Raw genomic sequence first — 20,283 nt, 5'->3', positions numbered from 1 at the left:
TGGCTTTCCGAAGCGGGGCCATGGGCAAGACGGCGAGAGACTCGGGGGGCTTCACGGTGGCGAGGCCACGGACCCGTGAGTCTCCGGCGATCCTGCCATGGCGCGCCGCTTCACTATCGGTCGCGGCGAGCCCCATGCCCGCCGCATCATGCGTCTTCAGCGCGGCGGGTCCTCCGCCCGCGCCGTCTTCAATGCGCACGAGGCCCGCGCCTGTGGGGCGCGAGCCTCGCGTCGTGCCTCAGCGGCGGATGCCCAGGCGCTGGATCAGCGACTTGTAGCGGGCTTCCTCGGTCTTCTTGAGGTAGTCGAGAAGACCACGGCGCGCCGACACCATCTTGAGCAGGCCGCGACGGGAGTGGTTGTCCTTCGCGTGGCCCTTGAAGTGGCCGGTGAGGTTGGTGATCCGCTCGGTGAGGATCGCCACCTGCACTTCCGCCGAACCGGTATCGCCCGGCTTGGTGGCGTATTCCTTGATGAGCTCCTGCTTGCGCTCGGGAGTGATCGACATCGGGCAAGTCCTTTCGTGACTTCAGGTGAAAGGCGGCGCCGGGCCGGGAAGGCCGGAAGGGCGCGCCGGGGTCCGCAGATTGGCCGGGCCGGGATGTCGTCCAGCGCGGTCAAAGAACTACGGTCGCGCGGACAGGGGGTCCGCGACGCGCCGGCACCATACACGAAATCGGCGCAGGTGCTAGTGGAAGCTGTGCGGCCGGCGCCCCGCGCCCCTCAGGGCGCGATCTCCAGAAGGGCGATATGCGCGCCTTCCAGCGTGAAGGCATAGCGCAGATCCACCGGGCTGCCGGGGAAAGTGCCGACGACATGCGCCGTCACGATGAAGCGCGCGCCATCCGGCTCCACGCCGATCGGCTCGCTGGTGTAGTCATAGGCGGCGGACGCCTGCTTTTTCCAGGCCGCGATGGCCTCCGGCCCACGGTGAAGCCGGCCTTCGTCCTTCACCACGCCCTCCGGCGTGAAGCAACGGGCGACGGCGGCGGGATCGTGGCGGTCGGCGCGGAAATAGGCGGCGATGGCAGGGGGAAGGTCGACACTCATCCGGGCGGGCTCCGATGGCGGCGGCGAGCGGGCGCCGCGCGGTTGCGGGGCTTTCGAGATGAGCTTAAGCTAACCAAATGACAAGTACGCACGAAAAAGTAAGCCCATTACCCCAAAGTAAGGCTGACGCCTATACGCGCGAGTCGGCGGCGTCCGGCGTCGAACAGGCGCTGAAGCTGCTGGAAGGGCGCTGGAAGCTGGTGATCCTGTTCCACCTGTTCGGCGGACGGGTGCTGCGCTTTTCCGATCTGGAACGCGCTATCCCGGCGATCTCGCAGAAGATGCTGGCGCAGCAGCTGCGGCAGATGGAGGGCGACGGCATCGTCCGGCGCATCGTCTATCCGCAGGTGCCGCCCAAGGTGGAATATGCGCTCACCGAATGGGGGCAGGCGCTGTGCCCGGCGCTCGACGCGCTGCTGTCCTGGGCGGCGGCGCGGCCGGCGGAATGAACCGCCCGCGCCTGCTTTTTCCGTGAGGCGGACCGCCTATTTCGCGGAATGGAAGATACGCTTGGGGTGGATCTCGCCGGCCTCGGCCTCACCAAGGGCGATGAGGCGGCCGCCGGCGGTGATGGCGACCGGGCCTTCCAGCACCGGCGCATCGCGCCCGCGCAGGATGATCGGCTGGCCATGGGCGAGGCGAGCGGCATCCGAAGAGGAGACGCGCAGCGCCGGCAGGCTCTCCAGCCCGATATCCACCGGGCGCAGCGCGAACAGCGGCGGGGCGTCGTCCATGGATTCGGAGACCTCGCGCAGCTTCGCCAGCGGCACCAGATCCTCTTCGGCGAAGGTGCCGACGCGGGTGCGGCGCAGCGCCGAGATATGGCCGCGCGCGCCGAGCGCCCGGCCGAAATCGCGGGCCAGCGAGCGCACATAGGTGCCCTTGCCGCATTCCGCCTCGAACACGGCGTGGTCGGCGTCGGGCTGCTCGACCAGTTCCAGCGAATGGATGACCACAGTGCGGGCGGCGAGCTGAACCTCGATGCCGTCGCGGGCGAGATCATAGGCGCGCTCGCCATTGATCTTCAGCGCCGAATAGGCCGGCGGCACCTGTTCGATCTCGCCACGGAAGGCGGGGAGCAGATCGAGAATGGCCTCGCGCGTCGGGCGCGCCTCGGAGGTCTCGACCGGCTGGCCCTCGCTGTCGTCGGTGTCGGTCTCGATGCCCCAGCGCACGGTGAAGCGATAGACCTTGCGCCCGTCCATGACGAAAGGAACGGTCTTGGTCGCTTCGCCCAGCGCGATCGGCAGGCAGCCGGAGGCGAGCGGGTCGAGCGTGCCGGCATGGCCGGCCTTCTTGGCCTGGAACAGCCATTTCACCGCGCCGACCGCCTGGGTCGAGGTCATGCCGACCGGCTTGTCGAGCAGCACCCAGCCATCGACATCGCGCTTGGGCCGGCGCTTGCGCGGGGCGTCGCGGCCGGTCTCCACCGGCGCGGCTGGCGGCCGCTCGGCGTCCTCGGTCGGGTGGGCGGAATCGAGCGGGGCGCTCATGCCTCGTCCTCTCGGCTGTCAGGAGTGTCGGTGTCGGGGCCGTCGAGGTCGCGCTGCACCTGCGGCAGGCGCAGCAGCGCGTCGATGCGTGCGCCCTCCTCGAAGGAGGTGTCGATGCGGAAGCGCAGCTCGGGGACGAATTTCAGCTCGACGCGGCGGGCGATCTCACCGCGCAGCGGCTTGGCATTGGTCGCCAGCGCCTCGATCGCCGCCTTGGGGTCCTTGCCGCCGAGCGGCATGACATAGCAGGTGGCGATCTTGAGGTCCGGGCTCATCCGCACTTCCGGCACCGTGATCAGCACCTTGGCCAGCGCCGGATCGGGCAGGTCGCCGCGGGCGAGAATGTCGGAAAGGGCGTGGCGCACCAGCTCGCCCACGCGCAGCTGGCGCTGGCTCGGGCCGGCGCCCGAACTCGCTTTATTCTTCATGTCATCAAACCTTCAGGGCCCCGCCCGCCTAAGGCAGCAAGGGGCCGACCGCGACCGGAGCGAACGGGCTTGGACCGCGCGCTCCCGTGGAAAGGCCGCGCCCGCGTGCGGGAGCGGCCTGAATGGGCGTGAGCGGCGGCGTCGGCCGCACGCTCGGAAGGTGCCCGGCTCAGAGGGTGCGCTGCACCACCTCGACGCGGTAGCACTCGATGACGTCGCCGGCGCGCATGTCCTGGTAGTTCTCGAAGGACATGCCGCATTCCTGGCCGGAATGCACCGTGTTGACCGCATCCTTGAAGCGGTTGAGCGTCGCCAGCTTGCCTTCGTGGATGACCACGTTGTCGCGGATGAGGCGGACATGCTGGCCGCGCTCGACGATGCCGTCGGTGACCAGGCAGCCGGCGACCTTGCCCACCTTGGAGACCGCGAAGATCTCCTTGATGAGCGCGTTGCCGAGCATGGTCTCGCGGTTGACCGGGGCGAGCAGGCCACCCATCGCCGCCTTCACGTCATCCACGAGGTCGTAGATGATGTTGTAGTAGCGGATCTCGATGCCGGCACGCTCGGCCGCGTCACGCGCTTCCTTGTTGGCGCGCACGTTGAACGCGATGATCGCCGCGCCGGCCGTCTCGGCCAGCGTCACGTCGCTCTCGTTCACGCCGCCCGCGCCGGAGTGGATGATGCGGGCCTGCACCTCGTCGGTGCCGAGCTTCTCCAGCGAGGAGATGATCGCCTCGACCGAGCCGGACACGTCGCCCTTGATGATGAGCGGGAATTCCTTCCGGCCGGTGGTCTTGGCCTGGCTCATCATCTGCTCCAGCGAGCCGCGGACGGTGGCGGAACGGGCCGCCGCCTTCTCGCGCTTCTGGCGCTGGCGATAGTCGGTAATCTCGCGGGCGCGGGCTTCGTTCTCGACCACGGCGAGGCGGTCGCCCGCCTCCGGCGTGCCGTTGAAGCCGAGCACTTCCACCGGGAAGGACGGCCCGGCATCGCTGACATTGTTGCCCTTGTCGTCGATGAGCGCGCGCACGCGGCCCATCTCGGCGCCGGCGACGACGATGTCGCCGACATGCAGCGTGCCGCGCTGCACCAGCACGGTGGCGACAGGACCACGGCCGCGGTCGAGCTTGGCCTCGATGACGGTGCCTTCCGCGTCGCGGTTGGGGTTCGCCTTGAGGTCGAGCACTTCCGCCTGCAGGCTGATGAGCTCCAGCAGCTTGTCGAGATTGGTCTGCGCCTTGGCGGAGACCTCGACTTCCAGCGTGTCGCCGCCGAGGCTTTCCACCTGAACCTCGTACTGCAGCAGCTCGCTGCGCACGCGCTCGGGCTTGGCGTCCGGCTTGTCGATCTTGTTGATCGCCACGATCAGCGGCACCTTGGCGGCGCGCGCGTGATTGATGGCCTCGACCGTCTGCGGCATGACGCCGTCATCGGCCGCCACCACCAGCACCACGATGTCCGTCACCTTGGCGCCGCGCGCACGCATCGCCGTGAAGGCGGCGTGGCCGGGCGTGTCGATGAAGGTGATCTTGCCGCCGAGCGGCGAGGTCACTTGATAGGCGCCGATGTGCTGGGTGATGCCGCCGGCCTCGCCGGAGACGACATTGGCCTTGCGGATGGCGTCGAGCAGCGAGGTCTTGCCGTGGTCGACATGGCCCATGATGGTGACGACCGGCGGACGGGTCTCGAGGTTCTCCTCGGTGTCCGCCGTGTCGAACAGGCCTTCTTCCACGTCCGACTCGGCGACGCGGCGCACGCTGTGGCCGAGTTCCTCGGCGATGAGCTGGGCGGTGTCGGCGTCGATCACGTCGGTGATCTTCACCATCTGGCCCTGCTTCATCAGCAGGCGGATCACGTCGACCGCGCGCTCGGCCATGCGGTTGGCCAGCTCCTGAATGGAGATGGTCTCCGGAATGGTCACTTCGCGGGCGATCTTTTCCTTCGCCTCGACATGACGATGGCCGCTCATGCGCTGCGTGCGGCGGCGGAACGAGGCGACGGAGCGCTGGCGCTCGTCATCGGCCGACTGGGCGTTGACGACGGTCAGGCGGCCGCGGCTCTTTTCCGGGCCGGCGGTGCGGGTCGGCTTGGCCGGAACGGCGGGACGCGCGGGGGCGCCACCGGGGCCGCGACGGGCCGGACGGCGATCGTCGTCTTCCGCATCCATCGGGCCGCGCGGCGTGGCGACACGCGGCGCGCCGGGAGCGGCGGCCGGGGTCTGCGACGGGCTGGCGGGCGTGGCGGCGCGGGATGCCGGGCTCGCCGAGGCGGCGGCCGGCTGGTCCTCGCCGAAGCGCTTGCGCGCCTCCTGCTCGGATTTGCGCTTGGCCTCCTCTTCGAAGGCGCGGCGCGCGTCTTCCTCGCGCTTGCGGGCCTCGGCGGCCTCGCGCTCGATCTTCTCGCGCGCCTCGCGCTCGGCGCGGCGGGCGGCTTCGATCTCGGCGCGCTTGCGATCCTCGACCTCGCGGATGCGGGCATCCTGCAGGGCGGCGGCGCGGGCGCGGGCCTCCTCTTCCGTCAGCGTGCGCAGCACGACGCCGCCCGGGCGGCTGCCCTGCGGCGCCGGACGGGGGCTCGACAGATTCGCGCCCGGGGAGGGCTGGGTGCGCAGCGGCGGCCGGCCGGAAGACGAACCTGCCGTGCTCGACGCGGGGGCGCTGGCCGCCGGGCGGGCGGGGGCGCTCGCGGCCGGACGTGCAGGCGCGCTCGCCGCCGGGCGTGCCGGTGCGCTCGCTGCCGGACGGGCCGGTGCTGCGGGAGCCGCCGTTGCCGGTGCCGGTGCGCTCACCGCCGGACGAGCCGGCGCGGCGGCAGCCGCCGGGGCGCTGGGAGCCGGACGTGCGGGCGCGGCCGGCGCGGCCGGGGCCGGACGGGCCGCCTGCGCGGCGGGCGGAGCGGATGCCGGCGGCGAAGCGGGTGCGGCCGGGGTCGGCGCCTCGGGCTTGTCGCCCGGGCCGAGCACACGGCGCTTCACCTTCTCCACCACGACGGACTTGGACCGCCCATGGCTGAAGCTCTGGCGGACGACGCCCTGCTCGACAGGTCGCTTGAGCGTGAGGGTGGTCTTGCCACCCTGTCCGACGCCCATCGTCTTCTCGCCCGGGTTCTTCGTATCGGTCATTCGGTATCCGTTCCTGTACCTTCCCGCCTCATGCGGGAAGGCCCCACTATCGTCGGCCAGCCTGCTTATTCCGCGCGCCAGCCTTCGAGCCGTTTCATTCGCGCGAGGAACCCCGCGCTCGTCGGATGCGCGAGCAGCGCAGCATGTACCACATTTGCCCGCCCAAGCGCCAAGTCCAATTGTGCTCCCGGCAGGCTGCCGATGCGGGCAATTTCCCGTCCGTCAGCCTCGCCGATCCGCCGTGCCAGCGCGTCGAGCTTTCCCACCCCGTCCGGGGCGGCTTCGCTCGCATGCATCAGCACCGCGACCTTCCCGCTCTGCAGCGCCTCGATCACCTTGGCGTTGCCCGTCACCACCTGCCCCGCCTTCTTGGCGATGCCGAGGGAGGCGAGCGCATCCTTTTCCAGGAGCTGGCCGACGAGATCGGACAGTTCCGGGCCGGCACGTCCCTTGCCCTTGAAGGCGCGGGAAAACGCCTTCCGCTTCAGCGCCTCGGCCAGCACGGCGCGCCGTGCGGTGAGCCAGGCGCCACGCCCGGGCAGCCGGGCGTGAATGTCAGGCACCACCGTGCCGTCCGGCGCCACGACGAAGCGCAGCAAGTCTTCCACTGGCCGCACCGTCCGGCTGGCGATGCACAGCCGTGTCGGGGCGCGGCCCGCATCCGGCAGGCCGGCATCGGTGAGCCCCACATCCGCCTGATCGGCGTCCGTGAAGCCCGCTTCGGGGCCGGTGTCCGCCGGTGCCGCCCCATGCGGGGCGGTCTCCTGCGGGGCCGTGTCGTCCGTCACCGTCGTCTTCCCTTCGGTCGCGCCGCCCTCGGCCCGGCCGCTCAGGCCTCGGCCTCGCCGGCCTCGTCCGCCTCGGCGTCGATCTCATCCTCGGCCGGGCCGGCGAGTTCCTCGGCGGTGATCCAGCCGGCCTTGACGCGGGCCTGCATGATCAGCTGCTCGGCGTCCTCGCGCGACAGTTCGAAACCTTCCAGCGCGCCGGCGACGCGGACGGTTTCGCCGTCCTTGCGCTCGGTCCAGCCGGTGAGGTCGTCGGTGGCGCAGCCGGCGAGATCCTCGACCGTCTTGATGTCGTTCTCGCCGAACGCCACCAGCATGGGCGAGGTGACGCCCGGCACGTCGCGCAGCGCGTCCTCGACCCCGAGTTCGCGGCGGCGGGCGTCGAAGGCGGCTTCCACCTGCGCCAGATGGGCGAGGGCGCGGTTCTGCAGTTCCTGCGCCGTGTCCTCGTCGAAGCCCTCGATGCTCGCCAGTTCGTTCAGCGGCACATAGGCGATTTCCTCGACCGAGGCGAAGCCTTCCGAGGCCAGCAGCTGGCCCATCATCTCGTCAAGGTCGAGCGCCTCGGCGAACATGGTGGTGCGCTCGGCGAAGTCCTTCTGCCGCCGCTCGCTCTCTTCCGCCTCGGTCATGATGTCGATGTCCCAGCCGGTGAGCTGGGAGGCAAGGCGCACATTCTGGCCGCGGCGGCCGATGGCGAGGCTTAGTTGGGCATCCGGGACCACGACTTCAATACGCTCGCGGTCCTCGTCGAGCACCACCTTGACCACTTCGGCCGGGGCGAGGGCGTTGACGATGAAGGTCGCGACATCCGGCGACCACGGAATGATGTCGATCTTCTCGCCCTGCAGCTCGTTCACCACGGCCTGCACGCGCGAGCCGCGCATGCCGACGCAGGCGCCGACCGGATCGACCGAGGAATCGCGCGAGGTGACGGCGATCTTGGCGCGCGAGCCGGGATCACGGGCCACCGACTTGATCTCGACGATGCCGTCATAGATCTCCGGCACTTCCTGCGCGAACAGCTTGGCCATGAACTGCGGGTGGGTGCGCGAGAGGAAGATTTGCGGCCCGCGCTGCTCGCGGCGCACGTCATAGACATAGGCGCGGATGCGGTCGCCGGTCTTGAACACTTCGCGCGGCAGCAGCTCGTCGCGGCGCAGCGAGGCTTCGCCACGGCCGAGATCGACGACCACATTGCCGTATTCGACGCGCTTGACCGCGCCGTTGACGATCTCGCCGATGCGGTCCTTGAACTCGTCATACTGACGGTCGCGCTCGGCCTCGCGCACCTTCTGCACGATGACCTGCTTGGCCGACTGCGCGGCGATGCGGCCGAAATCGAAGGGCGGCAGGGTGTCGGCAATGGAATCGCCGATCTGCGCCGCCGGGTTCAGCCGGCGCGCACCGATGAGGTCGATCTCCACCGCCGGGTTGTCGACCTGCTCGACCACGAGAAGGTGGCGGGCGAGGCGCAGCTCGCCGGTGCGCGGGTTGATCTCGGCGTGGATGTCGGTCTCGGCGCCGTAGCGCGAGCGCGCGGCCTTGGCGATCGCATCTTCCATCGCGGCGATCACGATGCCCCGGTCGATCGTCTTTTCCCGCGCGACCGCGTCGGCGATCTGCAGGAGTTCAAGCCGGTTGGCGCTGACGACGGCCATCAGTGCGTCTCCTTCGCATAGGATTTGCGTTTGGCGTTGGATTTCTTGCCGGGCTTCGCCGCGCCCTTGGGCTTCAGCATCGGCTTGGATTTCACGGGCATCTTCTTCGGCGGAATGACGCGCGGGGCGACGCCCTCGCCGCCGACGAACATGTCGTCGTCGCCGTTCGCGTCGTCATCCCCGTCGAGCGGCACGTCGCCGAGATCGGCGGTGTCGATGTCGTCTTCCTCGATGCCCGCGCCCTCGCGCAGCGCCTTGTCGCGGCGCAGCGCGTCGCGGATCAGCGCGTCGGTCATGACCAGCCGGGCGTCGCCGATGTCGGCGATGGGCAGAGCGACGGTGCCGGGCGCATCGGCCGGAGCGTCCGGCAGGCGCACCAGCGCGTTCGTGCCTTCGGCGCCGGCGAGGATGCCGCGGAAGCGCTTGCGCCCCTCATGCGGCACGGCCATCTCGATCTTCACGTCATGGCCGGCCCAGCGCTGGAAATCGGAGAGCCGCACCAGCGGCCGGTCGATGCCGGGCGAGGACATTTCGAGGTTGTAGGCGCCGCTGATCGGGTCCTCGACATCGAGCACCGGCGAGATGGCGCGGCTCGCCGCCTCGCACTCGTCAATGCCGAAGGAGCCGTCCGGGCGCTCGGCCATGATCTGCAGGGTCGGCGGGCTGCCGCCGGAAATCTTGGCGCGCACCAGGCGGAAGCCGAGCCCTTCCAGCACCGGGCCGACAATGGCGGCGACACGGGCGGCGGGGCCGGCCTCGATGACGAGACGCGGCTCGTCGAGCCGGCCCTCGGGCGGGGTGGTCGCGTCTATGGCGTGGGCTTCGGTGTCGCTCATCGTCCTCGTCGGATCGCCTGACGATCCGCAATGCAAAAAGAGCGGGCTCCGGCGGCGGAACCCACTCTCAACCGACCAGATGATCGTTTGTGAGATCGTTGAATGCGCTGCTTATACAGCCAAAAGGCGGTCTCGCGCAAGTCGAACCCTTCGGGCGGCCTCCGGCGGCGGCGGTGCGCCGGCCTTCCTTGTCGGAACGGCGCTGGCTTGCCGGCGGCCGGCGCGCGTCGCATAAGCGGGCCATGCGAGCCGATCCGCCGCCCTCCGCCCTGCTGCACGAACGCGCGCCCGCCAAGGTCAACCTCACCTTGCGCGTGCTGGGCCGGCGCGCGGATGGCTATCACGATTTGTCGAGCGTGGTCGCCTTTGCCGGCGCCGGCGACCGGCTGTCGCTGCGGCCGGGCGCCGAACTGAGCCTCGGGTTGGAAGGGCCCGGCGCCCCGGTGCTGGCGGGGGAGGCGGATAATCTGGTGCTGAAGGCGGCGCGGGCGCTGGCGGCGCGCGTGCCGGGGCTGGTGCTCGGCCGCTTCACCCTCGCCAAAAGGCTGCCGGTGGCGGCGGGACTGGGCGGCGGCTCGGCCGATGCGGCGGCGGCGCTGCGGCTGCTGGCGCGGGCCAATGGGCTCGCCGTGGACGATGAAAGACTGTTCGAGGCCGCGCTCGCCACCGGTTCGGACGTGCCCGCCTGCCTGTATGGCCGCTCCTGCCTGATGGCCGGGCGCGGCGAGGCCATCTCTGCGCTCGCTCTACCCCGTTTCGGCGCCGTGCTGGTCAATCCGCGCGTCGCGGTCGCCACCGCCGAGGTGTTCCGCGCCCTGGCGCTGGCGCCCGGCACATCGCGGGACGCGGGTGGCGCGGCCGTTCCGCTCGCGCCGTCACGGGCGGCGCTGCTGGACTGGCTCGCCACGGAGCCGAACGACCTTGAGCCGCCGGCCCGCGCGCTGGCACCGGTGCTGGGGGAGGTCGAACGGGCGCTGGGCGCCACGGCGCGGGCGCGGCTGGTGCGCATGTCCGGCTCCGGCGCGACCATGTTCGCGCTCTATGACGATTGCCGCGCCGCCGCCGCCGCCGCGCGGCAGGTGACGGGGGCGCATCCGGGTTGGTGGGTGAAATCCACCGTGCTGGGTTGAGCGGCGGCCAAGGAGCACCGATGCACACCGCCCTGTTCTTCGCCCTGGCGGCCTTGCTGGAAATCGCCGGCTGCTTCGCCTTCTGGGCGGTGATTCGCAACGGGGCGAGCGCGCTGTGGCTGGTGCCGGGCGGGCTGAGCCTCCTCGCCTTCGGCGCGGCGCTCACCCAGGTGGACGCTGCCGCCGCCGGGCGCGCCTTCGCCGCCTATGGCGGGGTCTATGTCGCGGCGTCGCTGGTCTGGCTCTGGGCGGTGGAAGGCTTCCGCCCCGACCGCTGGGACCTGATGGGTGGGGCGGTCTGCCTGGCCGGCGCGGCGCTCATCCTCTACGCGCCGCGCGGCTGAAGGTCTCAGCGCACGCGGGCGACGCAGAAATCCACCACGTCGAACAGCGCCTCGCGGGCCGGGCTGGCGGGGAAGACGTCGAGCGCCTGCTTGGCGGCGGCGCCATAGGCGCGGGCGCGCTCCACGGTCTGGGCGATGGCGCTGTGGCGCACAAGCAGCGCCATGGCCTGTTCGAGGTCGCCCTCGCCGATCTCGCCCCGTTCCAGGCAGCGGCGCCAGAAGTCGCGCTCCGCCTCGTCGCCCTGGCGCACCGCCAGCACGATGGGCAGCGTGATCTTGCCCTCACGGAAATCGTCGCCGACATTCTTGCCGAGATCGGCCTGTGAGCCGCCATAGTCGAGCGCGTCGTCGACCAGCTGGAAGGCGATGCCGAGATTCATGCCATAGGCGCGGCAGGCCGCCTGCTCTTCCGGCGTGCGGCCGGCCAGCACCGGGCCGACCTCGCAGGCGGCGGCGAAGAGTTCGGCCGTCTTGCCGCGAATCACCGCGAGATAGGCTTCCTCATCCGTGCCGATGTTCTTGGCGGCGGCGAGCTGGGCGACCTCGCCCTCGGCGATGACGACGGCGGCGGTGGAGAGAATGTCGAGCGCCCGCATATTGCCGACCTCGATCATCATGCGGAAGGCCTGGCCGAGCAGGAAGTCGCCCACCAGCACGCTCGCCTCATTGCCCCACAGCATGCGGGCGGCGAGCTTACCCCGGCGCATCTCGCTGTCGTCCACTACGTCGTCGTGCAGCAGCGTCGCCGTGTGCATGAACTCGACCGAGGCGGCGAGCTTCACCGTGCCGTCGCCCTCATAGCCGGAGAGCGCCCCGGTCGCGAGGGTGAGCATGGGCCGCAGGCGCTTGCCGCCGGAGGAGATCAGGTGCTGCGCCACCTCCGGTATCATCGTCACCTCGGAGCCGGTGCGCGACAGGATGAGCGCGTTCACGCGGTCCATATCGGCGCGCACGAGGCCGACGATGCCCTCCAACGAGGCTTCGGTCGGGGTCGCGGCGGTAGCGAAGGAGTAGGCGACGGACAAAGGGGGCTCCCTCAGCAATGGCGACGGCGAGCGCCGGTGCACACGCAACCCGACGGGTTCTCATAGCTTACCCGGCCGGAAGGTGAAAGTTTTCGTGGAGCAACCTTTTCCGCCACGCGCGGCCGGGGTTGCGCCGCGGTGCGCCGTGCCGTTGCGGCATCGAAACCCGCTGTTGCGGAGATAACGCCGATTTGCCAGTAATCGCCATCCGTCGTTTTGCTTGGGGTCCCGGGCTTGGCCTTGGTTTCAAAAGTCCGCAAGGAGCTTGGCCGCTGGCGCGCCAAGCTGCGCAGCACCCCGTATCTGTTTCTCGGCGCGGTGCGGCGGCGCGAATATGACGCAAGCCGCCACGAACGCGTGACGGTGACGCCGGGACGGCAGCCGATCGCCGACGAGGTCGCCATTCTGGTGATCTTTCCGCGCGACGGCATTCCCGCCTCCACCCTTGCCACGCTGGCGCATTTCGCCCGCAACGGGCTCGCCTGCGTCGTCGTGTCCAACGCGCCGCTGCGCGACGAGGACCGCGCGCGGCTGGCGCTTGATACGCATCTGGTGATCGAACGGCCCAATATCGGCTATGATTTCGGCGGCTTCCGCGAAGGCATTCTCACCCTGTTCGAGCGCGGCGTCCGCCCGCGCCTGCTGGTGGTGATGAATGACAGCCTGTGGTTTCCGCTGCGCACGGATTGCGATGCGTTGGCGCGCTGCCGGCAGGCACCGGAAGACGTGTTCGGCTTCCTGCTCAACGGCGTGCCGCGCTTCGGCGTGAGCCGGGACTATGTGCAGTCCTATTTCCTGCGCTTCTCGCCGCGCCTGCTGGCGAGCGCGGATTTTCTCGCCTTCTGGCGCGACATGCCGCTGATCGACAACAAGCATCTGGTGGTGCGGCGGCTGGAGCGCGGCCTGTCGCGCCATTTCGCCCGCCGGGGCTATACGCTGGGCGCGCTCGTCCACTGGCGCACGGTGATCGACCGGCTGATGGCGCTGGACGACCCTGACAAGCTCGCCCGGATCTTCGCCTATCAGTGCCAGCTGAACCCGAAGGACGCGGCCAAGCTCAAGCCGCTGAGCGCCAAGGGCTGGTCGCCGCTGCGCATCCGCGACGCGCTGGCGCGCCCGATCCGCCGCAAGCGGCTCTTCGCCTCCTTCCCGATGATGCACCCGGAATTCGTGCTGGAGCTCGGCTTCCCCGCGCTGAAGCGCAAATTGACCATCCAGTACCGCGAACTCGTCCGCCTCGGCCTCGATGAGGGTTTCGACCCCGCCGTGCGCGCCGAGATGCGCCAGTGATGCCGCCCGCACGGGTCGCTTGCCAGCCGGCCGGCTTGCTGCCTCATATGCGCGATGCGTGAAATCCTGCGGACCAATGACGTCGTCCTCCTCTCCGCCATCGTCGCCCTGCTCGACAGCGCGGGGATCGGACATCTCGTGCTCGACCAGCATATGAGCGTGATGGAAGGCTCGATCGGCCTGCTGCCGCGCCGGCTGCTGGTGGAGGACGAGCGCGAAGGCGCGGCGCGGGCGCTGCTGGAAGGCGCCGGCTTCGGCGCCGCGCTCGTCACGCCATGAGCGCCGGAACAGAGGAGGCGCCGGCCGACTCCGCCCTGACCGATTCGGCCCTGACCGACGACGCCTTTCTCGGCGGGCGGCTGCAGCTGCTGCAACCGCCGCGCGGCCACCGCGCCGGCCATGACGCCATGCTGCTGGCGGCGAGTGCGCCGGACGCGGCGCGCGTGGTCGATCTCGGCGCCGGCGTCGGCGCGGCCGGCCTTGCCTATGCCGTGCGGGTGCCGGCGGCGCAGGTGACGCTGGTCGAGATCGTGCCGGAACTCGCCGCGCTCGCCGCCCGCAACGCCGCTCGGCAGTCGCCCGACCTGTCGGAGAGGGTGCGGGTGGTTGAGGCCGATGTCGCCACGCTCGGCCGTCCCTCCGGGCCGCCGGAGCCACCAGCCCGTGCCGCCGATCTCGTGCTGATGAACCCGCCCTTCAACGATCCCGCCCGCCACCGCCTCTCGCCGCATGCGGGCCGCGCGCTCGCCCATGCCGTCGCCGATGCCGATGTCACGATCTGGCTGCGCGCGGCAGAGCGGCTGCTCGCCCCCGGCGGGCGGCTGGCGCTGATCCACCGGCCGCAGGCGATCGAGGCGCTGCTGGCGGGGCTGAAGGGCCGTTTCGGTGCCGTGACCATCCGCCCGGTGCATCCCGGGCCCGGCGCGCCGGCGCACCGGCTCTTGATCGAGGCGGTGAAGGGCCGGCGCACGCCCCCCGCTTTCCTGCCCGGCTTCGTGCTGGCGGACGAGGCCGGCCGGCCGAGCGCGGCGGCGGAACAGGTGCTGCGCGAGGGGCATGCCATCGGCTCCGGCTGACGCTGCGTCACAAGCCTGCGCGCGGTCATTGAGCAAATCCCGAACGCACCCTATCTGTAGCGTATGGCCACTTCATTCCTCTCCGACCTTCGCCGCCGCCTCGACCCCTTCCTGCCCGCCAAGCTGCGCGGCGGCACGCCTGTCGTGCCGGTGGTGCGGCTCAACGGGGCGATCGGTATGGCGAGCCCGTTCCGGCCCGGCATCACCTTCGCCAACACGGCGCGGGCGCTGGAACGCGCCTTCGCGGTGAAGGGGGCGAAGGCGGTGGCGCTGGTCATCAATTCGCCCGGCGGGGCGCCGACCCAGTCGCACCTCGTCTACAAGCGCATCCGCGCGCTGGCGGCGGAGAAGCAGCTGCCGGTGATCGCCTTCGTCGAGGATGTCGCCGCGTCGGGCGGCTATATGCTCGCCTGCGCGGCGGACGAGATCGTCGCCGACGATTTCTCCATTGTCGGCTCCATCGGCGTGGTCAGCGCCGGCTTCGGCTTTCCCGCCGCGCTGGAAAAGCTCGGCATCGAGCGCCGCGTCTACACCGCCGGCACCCGCAAGGTGATGCTCGATCCGTTCCAGCCGGAAAAGCCGGAAGATGTCGAGCGGCTGAAGGCCCTGCAGCAGGAAATCCACGCCGCCTTCGTGGCGCTGGTGAAGGCGCGGCGCGGCGACGTGCTTTCGGGCGACGACGACACGCTGTTCTCCGGCGAGTTCTGGGCGGCGCCGCAGGCGCAGGAACTGGGCCTTGTCGACGCGCTCGGCGATCTCCGGGGCTTCCTGCGCGCCCGCTATGGCGAGAATGTCCGCACGCCGCTGATCGAGGTGAAGGCCAGCTTGCTTGGCCGCCGCTCCCCCGGCGTGGGTGTGGGCGTGGGCGTCGCGGCCGCGCTGGGCGAGGGGCCGGCAGCGGAGATCGGTGCCGGCGCGGCGCAGGCCCTCATTTCCGCCGCAGAGGAGCGGGCATTATGGGCCCGTTTCGGGCTCTGACGCCCGGCAGACGCTCGGAAAATATCCATGCCGCCTTTGTTTATTCTCGCCCTCGGTGCGCTCGGCACCGCCGCCCTCGCGAAGGTGCTGGCGCGTGAATCGCGCCGGGTGAATGCCGAGCTCGACGCCCAGCGCCGGGCGGAGAAGGCCGGCACGCTCGACCCGCGTGCGACGCTGCGCCGCGACCCCGCCACGGGCGAGTACCGGCCGAACGATTCCTGACCCGGCCGGGCGGCCCGCCACCCCATCATTACCGCGAATTCACTTTGATCGCCGGGACTTGAGCCTTACCCCTTGAAGTGCCGAGGAGGGCAAGGCGCGATGCTGCAGAAGGCGGAAACAGGCTGGACGGGAGAGAGGACGACGCGCCGCCGGCGCCGTCGCCGCTGGCCGTGGCTGCTCGCCGCCCTGCTGCTGGCCGGCGCCGGCTATGCCGCCTATACCCGCGTCGAAACCCCGGAGGCGGCGCCCGCCTTCCAGACGGCGGTGGTCGCGCTGGGCGACATCGAAACCAGCGTCAACGCCATCGCCAAGATGCAGCCCAAGACCTATGTCGATGTCGGCACGCAGGTTTCCGGTCAGCTGCGCACCATCCATCCCGATGTCGGCGATATCGTCCGCAAAGGCGACCTGCTCGCCGAGATCGACCCCACGGTCTACCAGACCCGCGTCGCCGGCGACCGCGCCAGCCTCGACAATCTGCGCGCCCAGTTGGCGCAGGCGCAGGCGCAGCTCACCCTCGACCGGCTGCGCAACGAGCGCGCCCAGCAATTGCTGAAGAACCAGTCCGGCAGCAAGGACGCGGCCGATGCCGCCGAGGCGACCGCGCGCATCAGCGAAGCCAAGATCGACGCGCTGAAGGCGCAGATCGCGCAGATGCAGGCGACGCTCGACGGCGACCTCGCCAATCTCGGCTACACCAAGATCTACGCGCCGATGGACGGCACCGTCGTTTCCATCACCGCCCGCGAGGGTGCCACGCTGAACGCCAACCAGTCCGCGCCCATCGTGCTGCGCATCGCCGATCTGCAGACCATGACGGTGACGGCGCAGGTGGCCGAGGGCGACATCCCGCGCATCAGCGTCGGCACGCCAGCCTCGTTCTCCACGCTCGGCCTGCCGGACCGGCGCTGGCGCGGCACGGTGCGGCAGATCGAGCCGACGCCGACGATCGTCAACGACGTGGTGCTGTACAATGTGCTGATCGACGTGCCGAACGACGATCTCATGCTGATGACCGACATGACGGCGCAGGTGTTCTTCCGCCTCGGCGAGGCCAAGGGAGTGCCGCTGGTGCCGACCCCGGCGATCCGCACCGCCCGCGACGGCAGCCAGAGCGTGCGCGTGCTGACCCCGCAGGGGCCGCAGGAGCGCACGGTGAAGACCGGCCTGTCCAACCGCAGCCAGACCGAGATCACCGAAGGGCTCCAGCCCGGCGAGACGGTGATAACAGGCACCAACGCGCCGCCGGCGGCGGCGCGGCCCGGCGGCGGCCGGCCCCCCATGCCGCCGCGGCTGGGCTGAGCCGATGAGCACCAGCGCCACCCGCAGCGCGCCCGGCGCCGTTCCCGCGCGTCCGGCGCCGCCGGAGACGCCGATCATCGAGCTGGTCGAGGTGAGCCGCATCTACCCCAATGGCGAGAGCGTGGTACGGGCGCTCGACAAGGTGTCGCTGGCGATCCAGCCCGGTGAGTTCGTCGCCATCATGGGCCAGTCGGGCTCCGGCAAATCGACGCTGATGAACATTGTCGGCTGCCTCGATAGGCCCTCCTCCGGCCTCTACCGGGTCAATGGCGTCGATGTCGAGGATCTCGGGCCGGACGAGCTGGCGGAGCTGCGCTGTTCCACCTTCGGCTTCGTGTTCCAGCGCTACAATCTGCTGCCCAGCCTGACGGCGGCGGAGAATGTCGCCATTCCCGCCATCTATGCCGGGATGGGGCGCGAGGCGCGGGAGGAGCGGGCGCATGCGCTGCTCGCGCGGCTCGGCCTCGGCGCGCGCAGCGAGCACCGCCCGAGCCAGCTCTCCGGCGGCCAGCAGCAGCGCGTGTCCATCGCCCGCGCGCTGATGAACGCCGCGCCGGTGATTCTGGCCGACGAGCCGACCGGCGCGCTCGATTCGCGCTCCGGCGAGGAGGTGCTGGCGCTGCTCGGCGAACTCAATGCCGAGGGCCACACCGTCATTCTCATCACCCATGATCCCGATGTCGCCGCCCATGCAAGGCGGGTGGTGCGGTTCCAGGACGGGCGCATCGTCTCCGACGAGCGGCGGGAGGACGAGCCTTCCCGCCTGCCGCTGCCCGGCACCGGCCCGGCGCGGCGGGGCGGGCTGGCGCGCTTCGTGCCGGATCTGGCGGAAGCGGTGCGCATGGCGATTGCCTCGATGACGGCGAACCTGTTCCGCACTGCGCTGACCCTGCTCGGCATCGTCATCGGCGTCGCCTCGGTCATCACCATGCTGGCGGTGGGCGATGGCGGCAAGCAGAGCGTGCTGGAGCGCATCTCGCAGATCGGCACCAATCTGCTCATCGTCCGCCCCGGCGCGCCGGGCATCCGCACCGCCGGCGACAACGCCACGCTGCTGCCGGACGATGCCGAGGCGCTGCGTAGCATCCCCGGTATCGACGCCATCGCCCCCGATCGTTCCGGCCGCTACACGCTGCGCTACGGCTCGCTCGACTATTTCACCACCGTGACCGGCACCTCGCCCGACTATCTTGCCGCCCGCGACTGGACGCTCAGCCGCGGGGTGATGTTCACCCCGGCGGATGTGCGCGCCTATGCGCCCGTCGTGGTGCTGGGCGAGACGGTGGCGCAGAACCTGTTCGGCGCCGACGATCCGGTCGGGCGCTACATATTGGTGAAGAACGTGCCCTATGAGGTGATCGGCGTGCTCGCCCCGCGCGGCGCCAATGCCTTCGGCCAGGACCAGGACGACGTGGCGCTGGTGCCGCTCTCCACCGGCTTCGTGCGGGTGTTCGGCCGGCAGTTCCTCAACTCGGTCACGGTGAAGGTGGGCAATGCCGACGACATTCCCCGCGTCGAGGCGGCGATCACCCGTATCCTGACCGAGCGCCACCAGGCCGAGGACTTCCAGGTGCGCAACACCGCGCAGTTCCTGGAAACGGCGATGGAGACGCAGAACACGCTCACCCTCGTGCTCGGCTGCGTCGCCGCCATCTCGCTGCTGGTGGCCGGCATCGGTGTGATGAACATCATGCTGGTGAGCGTGACCGAGCGCACCCGCGAGATCGGCATCCGCATGGCGACCGGGGCGCGCATGAGCAACATCATGCTGCAGTTCAACACCGAGGCGCTGGTGGTGTGTTCGGTCGGCGGGGCGGTGGGCGTCGGTCTCGGCCTCGCCGCCGCGCTGGGGGTGGAATGGTTGGGCGCCACCATCGTGCTGTCGCTGATGCCGCCGCTGCTCGCCTTCGGCTGCGCTTTCCTCACCGGCCTCGTCTTCGGCTATCTCCCCGCGCGCAAGGCCGCCGGGCTCGATCCGGTGGTGGCGCTGGCCTATGAGTGAGGCGCCTGCGCGAGCCGGGCGGGTGCCGGCTGCGTGCTTCGAGGCTCGCTTTGCTCGCACCTCAGCATGACGGGCGTGGCAAACCGCCCTGGTGGAACGTCATCCTGAGGTGCGCGGGCAACGCCCGCGCCTCGAAGGATGGTCGATGGTGTCGAGCCCTCCCTCCCTTTCGCCCTCCCCCTTGCCCCTCGCCGCCCGAACGTTTAGGCGAAACGCCATGTCGGGGCGCTGGAGGTTTGCCGCATGAACGTTCTTCTGCTCGGCTCGGGGGGCCGCGAGCATGCCCTTGCCTGGAAGCTGGCGCAGAGCCCGCTCATGGGGGCCTTCTTCGCGCTGCCCGGAAATCCCGGCATCGCCGAATTCGCCACCGGCTTTGAAGGCGTGCCGCTGGATGACCACGACGCCATCGTCACCCTGTGCCTTGCCGAGAAGATCGACCTCGTCGTCGTCGGCCCGGAGGCGCCGCTGGTGGACGGCATCGCCGACCGGCTGATCCATGAGGGCATCGCCGTGTTCGGCCCGCGCCGCGTGGCGGCGCAGCTGGAAGGCTCCAAGCTGTTCACCAAGGAATTGTGCAAGGCGCACGCCATTCCCACCGCCGCCTTCGGACGCTTCACCGATGTGGAAGGCGCCCGCGCCTTCGTCCAGCACCATGGCGCGCCGATCGTGCTCAAGGCCGACGGGCTGATGGCCGGCAAGGGCGTCATCGTGGCGATGACGCTGGACGAGGCGCTCGCCGGCATTGACGAGGTGTTCGCCATGGGCGGCACCGGCACGGAAATCCTGATCGAGGAGTTTCTGGAGGGCGAGGAAGTCTCGTTCTTCTGCCTGGTCGACGGCGAGACCGTGCTGCCCTTCGGCTCGGCGCAGGACCACAAGCGCGCCTTCGATGGCGATGAAGGGCCGAACACCGGCGGGATGGGCGCCTATTCGCCCGCGCCGGTCTTCACCGCCGAGATGGAGCGGCGCACGCTGCACGAGATCGTCAAGCCCACCGCCCGCGCGCTGGCCGATGCGGCGAGCCCCTATCGCGGGGTGCTGTTCGCCGGGCTGATGATCACCCATGAGGGCCCGAAGCTGATCGAATACAATGTCCGCTTCGGCGACCCGGAATGCCAGGTGCTGATGATGCGGATGGAGGGCGACCTGCTGCCGCTGCTCGCCGCCGTGGCGACCGGGCGGCTGGAAGACCAGCCGGTGCCGCTGAAGCCCGACGCGGCGATTTCCGTGGTCATGGCGACGAAGGGCTATCCCGGCGCCTATGGCAAGGGCTCGCGCATTGGCGGGCTGGAGGCGGCCGAGACCATTCCTGGCGTCAAGGTGTTTCATGCCGGCACGCGCCGTTCGGGCAAGGATATTGTCGCCAATGGCGGGCGGGTGCTGAACGTCACCGCCGTTGGCGCCAATGTCGCCGAGGCGCGCGAGCGGGCCTATGACGCCGTCGCCCGTATCGATTGGCCGGAAGGCTTCTGCCGCCACGACATCGCCTGGCGGGCGCTGGCCGGCTGAGCGCGGTCCGCGCCGGGCATTTTGCCCG

Annotated in this window: 20 protein-coding genes; 11 read left to right on the top strand and 9 right to left on the bottom strand. The window is 70.3% G+C overall.

Translation table 11 applies throughout. The features are described from left to right. Window positions 1-238: 238 nt before the first annotated feature. On the bottom strand, window positions 239-508 hold the full coding sequence (rpsO, locus tag ACO07Z_RS11880; protein WP_371348376.1) for a 30S ribosomal protein S15: 270 nt from the start codon (window positions 506-508) through the stop codon (window positions 239-241). Window positions 509-723: 215 nt separating this feature from the next. Beyond that, window positions 724-1,050 carry a nuclear transport factor 2 family protein gene (locus ACO07Z_RS11875; RefSeq protein WP_421698911.1) on the bottom strand — a complete coding sequence of 109 codons (327 nt, stop codon included), beginning with the start codon at window positions 1,048-1,050 and terminating at the stop codon, window positions 724-726. A 77-nt stretch (window positions 1,051-1,127) separates the two neighbouring features. Here ACO07Z_RS11875 and ACO07Z_RS11870 point away from each other — a divergent pair, with 77 nt between their 5' ends. Then, complete coding sequence (locus ACO07Z_RS11870) at window positions 1,128-1,499, top strand: winged helix-turn-helix transcriptional regulator (protein WP_421698910.1); 372 nt, start codon at window positions 1,128-1,130, stop codon at window positions 1,497-1,499. A gap of 36 nt (window positions 1,500-1,535) precedes the next feature. Here the strand turns inward: ACO07Z_RS11870 and truB are convergent, their stop codons facing one another. The 6 genes from truB to rimP form a co-directional block, all read right to left on the bottom strand. Further along, window positions 1,536-2,543 (bottom strand): tRNA pseudouridine(55) synthase TruB, encoded by a 1,008-nt coding sequence (truB, locus tag ACO07Z_RS11865; protein ID WP_421698909.1) that lies wholly within the window; start codon window positions 2,541-2,543, stop codon window positions 1,536-1,538. Continuing rightward, window positions 2,540-2,971 (bottom strand): 30S ribosome-binding factor RbfA, encoded by a 432-nt coding sequence (gene rbfA / locus ACO07Z_RS11860; RefSeq protein WP_244379980.1) that lies wholly within the window; start codon window positions 2,969-2,971, stop codon window positions 2,540-2,542. The genes truB and rbfA overlap by 4 nt, the downstream gene beginning before the upstream one ends. Window positions 2,972-3,140: 169 nt before the next feature. Continuing rightward, window positions 3,141-6,092 (bottom strand): translation initiation factor IF-2, encoded by a 2,952-nt coding sequence (gene infB, locus ACO07Z_RS11855; protein WP_421698908.1) that lies wholly within the window; start codon window positions 6,090-6,092, stop codon window positions 3,141-3,143. A 65-nt stretch (window positions 6,093-6,157) separates the two neighbouring features. After that, window positions 6,158-6,880, bottom strand: coding sequence for an RNA-binding protein (locus ACO07Z_RS11850; protein WP_421698907.1), 723 nt, complete (start codon window positions 6,878-6,880; stop codon window positions 6,158-6,160). Between the two features lie 41 nt (window positions 6,881-6,921). Beyond that, a complete protein-coding gene (gene nusA, locus ACO07Z_RS11845) occupies window positions 6,922-8,541 on the bottom strand; it encodes a transcription termination factor NusA (protein ID WP_244379969.1) in 1,620 nt (539 codons plus the stop codon). Then, the gene (gene rimP / locus ACO07Z_RS11840) at window positions 8,541-9,377 is read right to left on the bottom strand and encodes a ribosome maturation factor RimP (protein ID WP_421698906.1); all 837 of its coding nucleotides are present in this window, start codon (window positions 9,375-9,377) and stop codon (window positions 8,541-8,543) included. Before rimP ends, nusA begins: the two co-directional genes overlap by 1 nt. Before the next feature lie 242 nt (window positions 9,378-9,619). On the opposite strand from rimP, the gene ACO07Z_RS11835 reads away from it, so the two are divergent. Together ACO07Z_RS11835 and ACO07Z_RS11830 are read left to right on the top strand one after the other, a co-directional pair. Next, complete coding sequence (locus tag ACO07Z_RS11835; protein WP_421698905.1) at window positions 9,620-10,507, top strand: 4-(cytidine 5'-diphospho)-2-C-methyl-D-erythritol kinase; 888 nt, start codon at window positions 9,620-9,622, stop codon at window positions 10,505-10,507. A gap of 20 nt (window positions 10,508-10,527) precedes the next feature. Next, complete coding sequence (locus tag ACO07Z_RS11830; protein WP_421698904.1) at window positions 10,528-10,851, top strand: YnfA family protein; 324 nt, start codon at window positions 10,528-10,530, stop codon at window positions 10,849-10,851. A gap of 5 nt (window positions 10,852-10,856) precedes the next feature. Here ACO07Z_RS11830 and ACO07Z_RS11825 read toward each other — a convergent pair whose 3' ends face one another. Continuing rightward, window positions 10,857-11,876 (bottom strand): polyprenyl synthetase family protein, encoded by a 1,020-nt coding sequence (locus tag ACO07Z_RS11825; protein ID WP_421698903.1) that lies wholly within the window; start codon window positions 11,874-11,876, stop codon window positions 10,857-10,859. A 240-nt stretch (window positions 11,877-12,116) separates the two neighbouring features. Between ACO07Z_RS11825 and ACO07Z_RS11820 the strand changes: the two genes are divergently transcribed. The 8 genes from ACO07Z_RS11820 to purD all read left to right on the top strand — a co-directional run bounded on the left by ACO07Z_RS11820 (window position 12,117) and on the right by purD (window position 20,255). Then, on the top strand, window positions 12,117-13,166 hold the full coding sequence (locus ACO07Z_RS11820; RefSeq protein ID WP_421698902.1) for a rhamnan synthesis F family protein: 1,050 nt from the start codon (window positions 12,117-12,119) through the stop codon (window positions 13,164-13,166). Window positions 13,167-13,220: 54 nt separating this feature from the next. Continuing rightward, on the top strand, window positions 13,221-13,445 hold the full coding sequence (locus ACO07Z_RS11815; RefSeq protein ID WP_421698901.1) for a DUF2007 domain-containing protein: 225 nt from the start codon (window positions 13,221-13,223) through the stop codon (window positions 13,443-13,445). Further along, on the top strand, window positions 13,442-14,242 hold the full coding sequence (locus ACO07Z_RS11810) for a tRNA1(Val) (adenine(37)-N6)-methyltransferase (protein WP_421698900.1): 801 nt from the start codon (window positions 13,442-13,444) through the stop codon (window positions 14,240-14,242). Before ACO07Z_RS11815 ends, ACO07Z_RS11810 begins: the two co-directional genes overlap by 4 nt. Before the next feature lie 63 nt (window positions 14,243-14,305). Continuing rightward, window positions 14,306-15,220, top strand: coding sequence for a S49 family peptidase (locus tag ACO07Z_RS11805; protein WP_421698899.1), 915 nt, complete (start codon window positions 14,306-14,308; stop codon window positions 15,218-15,220). 27 nt (window positions 15,221-15,247) lie between these two features. Then, the gene (locus tag ACO07Z_RS11800) at window positions 15,248-15,442 is read left to right on the top strand and encodes a hypothetical protein (RefSeq protein WP_244379948.1); all 195 of its coding nucleotides are present in this window, start codon (window positions 15,248-15,250) and stop codon (window positions 15,440-15,442) included. A gap of 99 nt (window positions 15,443-15,541) precedes the next feature. Continuing rightward, a complete protein-coding gene (locus ACO07Z_RS11795) occupies window positions 15,542-16,744 on the top strand; it encodes an efflux RND transporter periplasmic adaptor subunit (protein WP_421698898.1) in 1,203 nt (400 codons plus the stop codon). Between the two features lie 4 nt (window positions 16,745-16,748). Beyond that, window positions 16,749-18,746 carry a MacB family efflux pump subunit gene (locus tag ACO07Z_RS11790; RefSeq protein ID WP_421698897.1) on the top strand — a complete coding sequence of 666 codons (1,998 nt, stop codon included), beginning with the start codon at window positions 16,749-16,751 and terminating at the stop codon, window positions 18,744-18,746. 243 nt (window positions 18,747-18,989) lie between these two features. Further along, window positions 18,990-20,255 (top strand): phosphoribosylamine--glycine ligase, encoded by a 1,266-nt coding sequence (purD, locus tag ACO07Z_RS11785; protein WP_421698896.1) that lies wholly within the window; start codon window positions 18,990-18,992, stop codon window positions 20,253-20,255. Window positions 20,256-20,283 lie beyond the last annotated feature (28 nt).

This window comes from Ancylobacter sp. (assembly GCF_965229075.1).
In the GTDB taxonomy this organism is placed as follows: domain Bacteria; phylum Pseudomonadota; class Alphaproteobacteria; order Rhizobiales; family Xanthobacteraceae; genus Ancylobacter.
Note: the sequence above shows the minus strand (reverse complement) of the source record. Positions and strands in the feature narration are given on the sequence as shown.